This is a genomic window from Hyphomonas oceanitis SCH89 (genome assembly GCF_000685295.1).
GTDB classification, from domain to species: domain Bacteria; phylum Pseudomonadota; class Alphaproteobacteria; order Caulobacterales; family Hyphomonadaceae; genus Hyphomonas; species Hyphomonas oceanitis.
In genome coordinates, this window is sequence record NZ_ARYL01000017.1 from 87,054 (window position 1) to 95,919 (window position 8,866).

Here is an 8,866-nt window from a genome sequence, read left to right on the forward strand (position 1 = left end):
CACGGGTGCCATAGCAAGACAAGTTGCCACCTTAGCGAGGCGACGCCCCACGGGACAATCTTCGCCGCATGACGAGGGACACCGCCAGATGAAACACCTGAAGATCGCCGCTTCCGCCGCAGCCCTCCTGATGGGCGCCGCCGCCTGCTCACCCGCCCAGAAGGCCGAAGCACCAGCGCCTGCCGCCCCAGCTGAAAACCTGCTCGCCGCCGACGCCAAGACGATGATGGGCGATCTCGTTCTGGCCCCTGCCAGCGCCGATGTTTTCACCGTTCGCTGCAACAATGCCCTCGACCTTGCCAACAAGATGATTGCAGACCTTGAGGGCCGTGACAGCGTCGCGGGCGCCTCAGATATCTATTTCCTCGACACGCTGACAAACCTCGCCATGTCGGTCGGCTATGGCGAAGCATCGGTCATGGCTGAAGCCAATCCCGACCCGGCCATACGGGAAGCGGGCGACACCTGCCAGCAACGCACATCTGACGTCATGACACGCCTCTCCCTGTCGCGGCCCGTCTACGAACGCCTGTCTTCCATTGATACCGAAGCGCTGAATGAGCGTGAACAATTCCTGCTCGCGCGGACACTGCGCGACTATCGCCGCTCAGGCATCGACAAGGATGAGCAGACGCGTGACAAAGTCCGCGCCATCAATGCCGAACTGGCTGAGATCAGCACTGAATTCAGCAAGAACCTCCGCGAGATCCAGGGCAAGGTCGTTCTGGAATCCGTCGATGCCCTGATGGGCATGCCGCAGGACTATATCGACGCGCACCAGCCCGACGAAAACGGTCAGATCACGATCACCACCGACTATCCCGATACCGGCCCCATCTACAGCTATTCGCCGAATGAAGCGCTGCGCAAGCAACTGCGCCAGGTCGACAGCGACCGCGCCTATCCTGAAAACATAGGACCGCTTCGCAAACTCCTCGAGAAGCGCTACGAGCTCGCCACCCTGCTCGGCTATCCGAACTGGGCCGCCTATGTCACCGAAGACAAGATGACCGGCTCGCCGGAAGTCGCCGAAGCCTTCCTGTCGCGTTTCGAAACCGCCGCAACGGATGCCGCCGGCATCGAATACCAGCGCCTTCTCGCCAAGCTCGTTGAAACGAAGCCTGACGCCGACACCGTGCCGGAATGGAGCAGCAGTTACCTCGCCGAGCAGATCCGCCAATCGGACTATGCGCTCGACAGCCAGGAAGTCCGCCAGTATTTCGCCTATGACAATGTCCGCAGCGGGATCTTCTCGCTGGTGCAGGACCTGTTCGGCGTCGAGATACGCAACTGGGCCAATGCCCCCGTCTGGGACGAAAGTGTCACCGCCCACGAGATGTACCGGAACGGCGAGCTGATCGGTCGCTTCTTCCTCGACATGCATCCCCGCGACGGCAAGTACAAGCACGCCGCCGCCTTCCCGATCCGCTTCGGCCCGACCTCGGACGGCGTGCCGGTCGGCGCACTGATGTGCAACTTTCCGGCAGGCGATCACACGACCGGCCTGATGGAACACCGTCAGGTCGAGACCTTCCTCCACGAGTTCGGTCACCTCATCCACGGCATGTTCTCCGGACAACCAGACTTTGCCAACCTCACCATGGGCAATCTCGAATGGGATTTCATCGAGGCGCCGTCGCAGATGCTGGAGAACTGGGTCTGGGATTATGACACGCTCGCCAAGTTCGCCGTGAATGCAGACGGTGAAACTATCCCGCGTGAACTGGTCGCAAAAATGAACGCCGCCCGCGACTTCGGCACAGGCCTCGGCACGCTGCGCCAGCTCATCTATGCGGGCGTATCGCTCAACTATTACAACCGGCCGCCGGATGAAGTCGATTTCGACGAAATCTGGAATGAGCGACAGTCCGCGCTCAGCCCCTTCGAGGCTCTTCCGGATGTCCACCGCTATGCCAGCTTCGGCCATCTCGATGGCTATTCGGCGATATACTACACCTATCAATGGTCGCTCGCGATCTCGACGGACATGTTCACCGAGTTCGAAAAGAACGGCCTGCGCGACCCGGACACCGCCGCCCGCTATCGCGACAATGTCCTGGCGCCCGGCTCGTCAAAACCTGCCGCCGAACTGGTTCATGATTTCCTCGGCCGCGACTGGACGCCAGAAGCCTACGAGAAAAAGCTGATCGACGCCGCCCAGTCCGGCAAGCCGATGAAAAAGAAGAAATAGGCCCGCCATGCTCGAGATGCGCCCCAATTGTGAACGCTGCGATGCAGACTTGCCGCCAGATGAAGTCGGCGCCTTCATCTGCTCGTTCGAGTGTACCTTCTGCGATGAGTGCACCGACGGCCCCCTCGACGGCGTCTGCCCGAACTGCAAGGGCGACCTCGAGCCCCGCCCGATGCGCAAGGGCGGTGCACTCGCCCGCAATCCGGCGAGTACAAAGCGCATCGGCCCGAAGTAACCGGTAAAGCCGCCTTCCTTCCCTGCCCTGCTTGGGCTAGAGAGCCCGCCCATGGCTGAAAAGATCCCTCCGCGCGAGCGCACCCGTCTCTATCTCATCACCCCGCCCCGCATCAGCGATGTGGCGGAGTTCGCCGCCATTCTCGAAGGCGCGCTCGAAGCAGGCGATGTCGCCAGCCTCCAGATTCGCCTGAAAGGCGATGACGGGAAGATCGACATTGCTGCAACGCGCGAGGTCACCGAGACCGTCATGGCCATGGCGCAAGCCTATGGCACCGCCATCATCATCAATGACAGCCCCGAACTGGCCGTGGAACTTGGCGCCGACGGCGTCCATGTCGGTCCGGAAGACATGCCCATCAAAAAGGCCCGCGAGATCGTCGGCAGCGACATGATCCTTGGCGCAACCGCGAAGAACAGCCGCCACGCAGCTATGGCCGCCGGTGAACAGGGCGCAGATTATGTCGCCTTTGGCGCCTTCTATCCGACCGAGACCAAGGCTGGCACGGTGCCCGCAGAGCTGGAGCTCCTCGAGTTCTGGCAGGAGACAATGGAACTGCCCTGCGTCGCGATTGGTGGCATCACGGTCGATAATGCCGCCCCGCTTGTCACCGCCGGCGCCGACTTCCTCGCTGTCTCATCCGGCGTCTGGAACCATCCGGAGGGCGCCGCCGCTGCTGTATTTGCCTTCAACGCCTTGCTGGATAGCCTGCATTCGCGTTAACACCCCGCCGCTTGACCCTCGCGCGGCAAAGGCTTACGCCGCGCCAAACCCCAATTAGGACGACTTCAATGGCCAAGATCAATGGTAATGAAATCAAGCCAGGCAACGTGATCGAGTATGAAGGCACCGTATGGCGCGCGATCAAGACCATGGCCGTCAAGCCCGGCAAGGGCGGCGCCTTCAACCAGGTTGAACTTCGCAACCTGTTCAACGGCTCCAAGTCCAACACGCGCTTCCGCTCCAGTGAGACGGTCGAGCGCGTGCGCCTCGAACAGAAGGACTTCCAGTACCTGTTCGCTGACGACAATGCGTTCACGTTCATGGATACCGAGACCTACGAACAGATCATGATCGAGCGGGACTTCATCGGCGACCAAGGCGCGTTCCTGCAGGACGGCATGATGGTCACGATCGAATTCTACGGCGAGCGCCCGATCGGCGTTGCCCTGCCAGAGCAGGTCATCATCGAAATCCTCGAGACCGAACCGGTCGTCAAAGGCCAGACGGCCGCCAACAGCTTCAAGCCTGCCATGTGCGAAGGCGGCATCCGCGTCCTCGTCCCGCCTTTCGTGGGCGTCGGGGAGCGGATCGTCGTGCAGACCGCCGACAGCACCTATCTGCGCCGCGCAGACTAGTCAGGACCTCCTATGTCAAAACCCTCCGCCGTCGGTTCCGTCATGATCACTGCTGCTCGCGCCGCTGGCCGGGCGCTTGCGCGTGATTTCGGCGAGGTCGAGAACCTTCAGGTTTCCAAGAAGGGCCCGGGCGACTTCGTCTCCAATGCAGACCACCGCGCCGAAGAGATCATCTACGCCCAGCTCTCCAAGGCCCGCCCCGGCTATGGCTTCGTCATGGAAGAGCGCGGCATCATCGAAGGCACGGACAAGTCCAACCGCTTCATTGTCGACCCGCTCGACGGCACGCTGAACTTTCTGCACGGCCAGCCGCACTATTCGGTCTCCATCGCGCTTGAGCGTGAAGGCCAGCTGCTGTGCGGCGTCGTGTTCGACGTTGCCAAGAACGAGATATTCTGGGCCGAAACCGGCCGCGGCGCCTGGCTCGAACAGCGCAAGCTGCGCGTGGCCGCTCGCCGCAAGCTCAGCGAAAGCGTCGTCGCCACCGGCACGCCGTGGATCGGCAAGTCCGAAGCCGCCCATATCGGCTTTGCCCGCGAGATTGCTGCCATGACGCCCGTTTGCGCCGGTATTCGCCGCTATGGCTCCGCCGCGCTGGACCTCGCATGGGTTGCCGCTGGCCGCTTTGACGGCTTCTGGGAGCGCGACCTGAAGCCGTGGGATATCGCAGCGGGCATCGTTCTCGTGCGCGAAGCGGGCGGCTATATCGAAGAAATCGACGGCGGCGACGTGCTCAAAACCGGCTCGATCGTCGCGGGCAACGAGGACATCCTCCCCGCTGTGCGCAAGCAGATCCGGCACGCCGACGCCTTCGGCAAGGCCGCCGCCATCAAATAGCACGCGAATATAGGTGACACTCGCGTCATCTATTCTTGTGGCATCGACACTGTCATTGTATCATTCCGGGCATGACCCAGACAGATACAGACATTCTCATCATCGGCGCCGGCCTTTCAGGCATTGGCGCCGCCGTACACCTGACCAAGCGCTGCCCGGATAAATCCTACCGGATTGTCGAACAGCGCAGCGCGATTGGCGGCACATGGGACCTGTTCCGCTATCCCGGCATCCGCTCGGACAGCGACATGCACACGCTGGGCTACAATTTCAAACCGTGGACGGAATCCAAGGCCATTGCCGACGGCCCGTCGATCCGCAAATATGTCCGCCAGACAGCCGACGAATACGGCATCACTGACCAGATCCAGTTCGACACCAAGGTCGTCGCAGCCGACTGGTCCGGCGCCGATCAATCCTGGCATGTGACCCTGGAAACCGCGTCAGGCGCGCGCGAACAGATCACCTGTGGCTTCCTCTTCCTCTGCGGCGGCTATTACAATTACGATCAGGGCTACAAGCCGGAATTCCCGGGTGAAGCCAGCTTCAAGGGCCAGATCGTCCATCCCCAGCACTGGCCGGAAGACCTGGACTATTCCGGCAAGAAGGTCGTCATCATCGGCTCCGGCGCAACGGCGATGACGCTGCTTCCCGCGATGACTGACAAAGCCGCTCATGTCACCATGCTGCAGCGCTCGCCTACCTATGTCGTGTCGCGTCCTGCCGTCGACACGTTCGCCAACAAGCTGCGCAAGTTCCTGCCCGATAGCTGGGCCTATGGCCTCATCCGCTGGCGCAACGTCCTCTTCCAGCAATTCTTCTTCCGCCAGACCCGCGCGCATCCGGAAAAGGCCCGCGAACGCCTGCTCGGCATGGTCCGCGAAGAGCTGGGGCCGGACTATGACGTCGAGAAACATTTCACGCCGTCCTATAATCCATGGGAACAGCGCCTCTGCCTCGTGCCGGATTCTGATCTCTTCACAGCCCTGAAGGCCGGCAAGGCTTCCGTCGCCACCGACCACATCGCCCGCTTCACCGAGAATGGCATTGAGCTCAAATCCGGCGAAACGCTGGAGGCAGACATTATCGTGACCGCCACGGGCCTCAATCTTCAATACATGAACGGCATTGATGTCAGCGTCGATGGCGTGAAAGCCGCGCCGGGTTCCCTGCTCAACTACAAGGGCGTCATGGTCTCCAACGTGCCAAACTTGGCGATCACGTTTGGCTATACCAATGCGTCGTGGACGCTGAAGGCTGACCTGACATCGGAATATGTCTGCCGCCTGATCAACTATATGGACCGCAACAACTATGCCTCGGTCACGGCAAAACTGGATGCCTTCCCCGATGAGACCGACCCGTTCGTCGATTTCTCGTCCGGCTATTTCCAGCGCGTGATGGACAAGTTCCCCCGCCAGCACAAGGAAGCCCCCTGGAAGCTCCACCAGAGCTACACAGCCGACATGATGAACCTGCGCTATGGCCGCGTTGACGATGGCGTACTGGCGTTTGAAACGGAGCGCGCGACTGCCAAGTCCGAGAAACCGGTTTTACAGGCGGCTGAATAAACTAAAGGGAAGCCGCCCCTGCCTTCGCAGGGGACACGGTGAATATTGTGCGTGTGATTTGGAGGGCTGGGTGGCGTTCTATGTCTACATGGTGATGAACCCCACCACGGGCGCGCTCTATATCGGCCATACGGACGACATATCGCGGCGCGCGCATGAACATCGCCACGGGCTGCTGCCCGGTTGGAGCCGGGACCACGGCTGCAAAAAGCTGGTCTGGTATGCAGACTTCGAAAGCCGCGACGCTGCCAAACAGCGCGAATGGCAGATGAAGAAATGGAAGCGCGACTGGAAGCTGAGACAAATCGCAGAAGATAATCCGGACGGGGTCGATCTCTACGAACGCCTGAACTGGTAACCTCACGAACCCCGATTTCCGTGTCCCCTGCGAAGGCAGGGGCGGCGCACAAAAGCTTCCACCCCTATAATTCCCGGAATAGATCCCATACCCTAAGGGCGTACGGAAGAAGGAGTATCTGTATGTGGTTATGGCTATTATGGTGGTGCGTTGACGATCATCTCGCGGCAGCACTGCAAACCCCCGGTCTCGGCGAACTACCGATCTGGGTCCCGCTTATCCTGTCGCTCGCCTTTGCCTTCACGATTGATGGCAAGGTCAAGAAGCTGCGCAAGTCCTAAGCCTGCTCGCTCGCGAACTGCAGTTCCGCGAGGCGCGCATAAAGCCCGCCCTTGGCAACCAGTTCGTCATGCGTGCCCTCTTCAACGATCCGGCCCTGCTCCATCACCACGATCCTGTCGGCCCGGCGCACCGTCGACAGGCGGTGCGCGATGACAAGCGTCGTGCGGCCCTCGGCGGCATTGGCAATCGCGCGGCGCACGGCGGCCTCGCTCTCGGAATCGAGCGCGCTTGTCGCCTCGTCCAGCAACAGGACAGGCGCATCCCGCACCAAGGCCCGCGCCAGGGCAACACGTTGGCGCTGGCCGCCTGAGAGGCTCCGCCCCTTCTGGCCAAGGTCTGTCGCGAGGCCTTCCTTGGCATTGAGGAAGTCCATCGCCTCGGCCATCCGCGCGGCATGCTCCAGCAGCGCCGCATCCGGATTATCCGTGCCAAAGGCAATGTTCTCGCCCGCTGTGCCGGTAAACAGCGCCGATTCCTGCGGCGCATAGGCAAACTGGTGGCGCCAGTCGCTCGGGTCAGCCGACACCGACGCCACACCATCCAGCGACACTTTCCCCTTTTGCGGATCGAACAGGCGCAGCGCGAGGCGGAACACGCTGGTTTTGCCGGCCCCGCTCGGACCCACCAGCGCAACAAACTCACCCGGCTTCACGGTCAGCGAGAAATCCTCCAGCGCCGAGAGTGCCTCCTCCCCATAGCGGAACGTCACATGATCGAAGGTCAGCGCGCCCGTCACTTTGCTGGGCAGCGCCACGGGATGGTTCGGCGCCGCAATCTCGATATCAGTGTTCAGCACTTCAGCGGCGCGGTCTGCCGCGCCCGCCGCGCGCATCACTTCCCCATAGACTTCCGCCAGCATGCCGATGCCGGATCCCGCATAAAGCGCATACATCACCATGGAGGCGAGATTGCCGAACGTCATCTCGCCGGTCGCCACGCCGCGCGCCCCAAGCCAGAGCACACCCACAAAGCCGCCAAACAGCAGAACCGAGACCATCACGATCATCAGGGCCCGCGCCCCGATCCGCTTCATGGCCGCCGCGAAGGTTGCCTCCACAGCCGTCGTGAACGAGGCAAGGCGCCCGTCCTCGCGCCCATAGGCCTGAACCAGCTCGATCGCGTCCAGAGCCTCGGCTGCCTCAGCACCGGCATCGGAGAGGCGCGACTGCGCCCGGTTCGACATTTTCCGTATGATCCGGCCAATCCCGAGCACTGGCAGGATCGCCACCGGCAGCATGGCGAGCAAAGTCAGGCCCAGCTTCCAGTTCACGACCATCATCATCACCAGCGCGCCTGTCGTGGTCAGCAGCGTCCGGGCCGCCATCGAGGCCGATGTGCCAAGGAAGGTCTCGATCAGGGTGATGTCCGCCGTCAGGCGCGACACGGCTTCGCCTGAGCGCATCTTGGAATGGTAGGCCGGCGACAGCTTCAGGAGGTGGGCATAAAGGTCACGCCGCAGGTCCGCCGCCACCCGCTCGCCGAAGCGCGACACAAAGTAGAACCGCACGGCCCCAAGCATCCCGGAGCCAATGGCTGCGAGAAACACCCAGAAAAACGCCTTGTTGATCAGCTCCAGCAGTTTCTGGACATTGCCTTCGGCGGATTGGCCTGCATCCGCCGCCCGGCCCAGCAGAACGGGGATCAGAAGGCTCGAGGCCGCCGCCAGGATCAGGAAAACCCCGGCAATCATGACCGTGATCCAGTGTTTCCGGAAATAGGGCAGCAGCAGGGTCAGGGGCTTCAGGCTGCGCGCCTTCGGCCGACCCAGCGCTTCGCCCCCGTCAGGCAACGTGGTACGCCGATCCTCAACGAGGCGGGTCTCTGAGTCAGCCATGGGGAAGTCTTTCTGCGCCGGGCGCTTCGGATTCAAATGCAAGCCCCCCCTTGCAGGGCGGTCCTGTTTCAGTTACACGCCGGGCTTCGAAAAATGGCTGAGACATGCCAGCGCACCTCGTGCGAATTCAACCCGTTACACCAGGCTACATAGAGAGGCCCAGGCTATGAAAATGTATGGTCCGCCCCGTCATTGCAAGG

9 protein-coding genes are annotated in these 8,866 nt (G+C 61.8%); 8 read left to right on the top strand and 1 reads right to left on the bottom strand.

What is annotated here, in order from left to right:
* The first annotated feature begins 88 nt into the window (after positions 1-88).
* The 8 genes from HOC_RS12210 to HOC_RS22540 all read left to right on the top strand — a co-directional run bounded on the left by HOC_RS12210 (position 89) and on the right by HOC_RS22540 (position 6,831).
* Entirely contained in the window at positions 89-2,191 is a 2,103-nt protein-coding gene (locus tag HOC_RS12210) for a M3 family metallopeptidase (RefSeq protein WP_051624823.1), read from the top strand.
* A 7-nt stretch (positions 2,192-2,198) separates the two neighbouring features.
* Positions 2,199-2,426 carry a DUF1272 domain-containing protein gene (locus HOC_RS12215; RefSeq protein WP_035538939.1) on the top strand — a complete coding sequence of 76 codons (228 nt, stop codon included), beginning with the start codon at positions 2,199-2,201 and terminating at the stop codon, positions 2,424-2,426.
* Positions 2,427-2,477: 51 nt separating this feature from the next.
* Positions 2,478-3,149, top strand: coding sequence for a thiamine phosphate synthase (gene thiE, locus HOC_RS12220; protein WP_035538942.1), 672 nt, complete (start codon positions 2,478-2,480; stop codon positions 3,147-3,149).
* A gap of 68 nt (positions 3,150-3,217) precedes the next feature.
* Positions 3,218-3,784: an elongation factor P gene (gene efp, locus HOC_RS12225; RefSeq protein WP_035538945.1), complete on the top strand. Its 567-nt coding sequence runs from the start codon at positions 3,218-3,220 to the stop codon at positions 3,782-3,784.
* A 12-nt stretch (positions 3,785-3,796) separates the two neighbouring features.
* Positions 3,797-4,621 (top strand): inositol monophosphatase family protein, encoded by an 825-nt coding sequence (locus HOC_RS12230; RefSeq protein ID WP_035538948.1) that lies wholly within the window; start codon positions 3,797-3,799, stop codon positions 4,619-4,621.
* Between the two features lie 71 nt (positions 4,622-4,692).
* Complete coding sequence (locus tag HOC_RS12235) at positions 4,693-6,192, top strand: flavin-containing monooxygenase (RefSeq protein WP_035538951.1); 1,500 nt, start codon at positions 4,693-4,695, stop codon at positions 6,190-6,192.
* 70 nt (positions 6,193-6,262) lie between these two features.
* On the top strand, positions 6,263-6,550 hold the full coding sequence (locus tag HOC_RS12240) for a GIY-YIG nuclease family protein (protein ID WP_051624825.1): 288 nt from the start codon (positions 6,263-6,265) through the stop codon (positions 6,548-6,550).
* A 122-nt stretch (positions 6,551-6,672) separates the two neighbouring features.
* Positions 6,673-6,831 carry a hypothetical protein gene (locus HOC_RS22540; RefSeq protein WP_164473922.1) on the top strand — a complete coding sequence of 53 codons (159 nt, stop codon included), beginning with the start codon at positions 6,673-6,675 and terminating at the stop codon, positions 6,829-6,831.
* Here HOC_RS22540 and HOC_RS12245 read toward each other — a convergent pair.
* The gene (locus HOC_RS12245) at positions 6,828-8,666 is read right to left on the bottom strand and encodes an ABC transporter transmembrane domain-containing protein (protein WP_035539007.1); all 1,839 of its coding nucleotides are present in this window, start codon (positions 8,664-8,666) and stop codon (positions 6,828-6,830) included. The genes HOC_RS22540 and HOC_RS12245 overlap by 4 nt on opposite strands.
* Between the last annotated feature and the right edge of the window lie 200 nt (positions 8,667-8,866).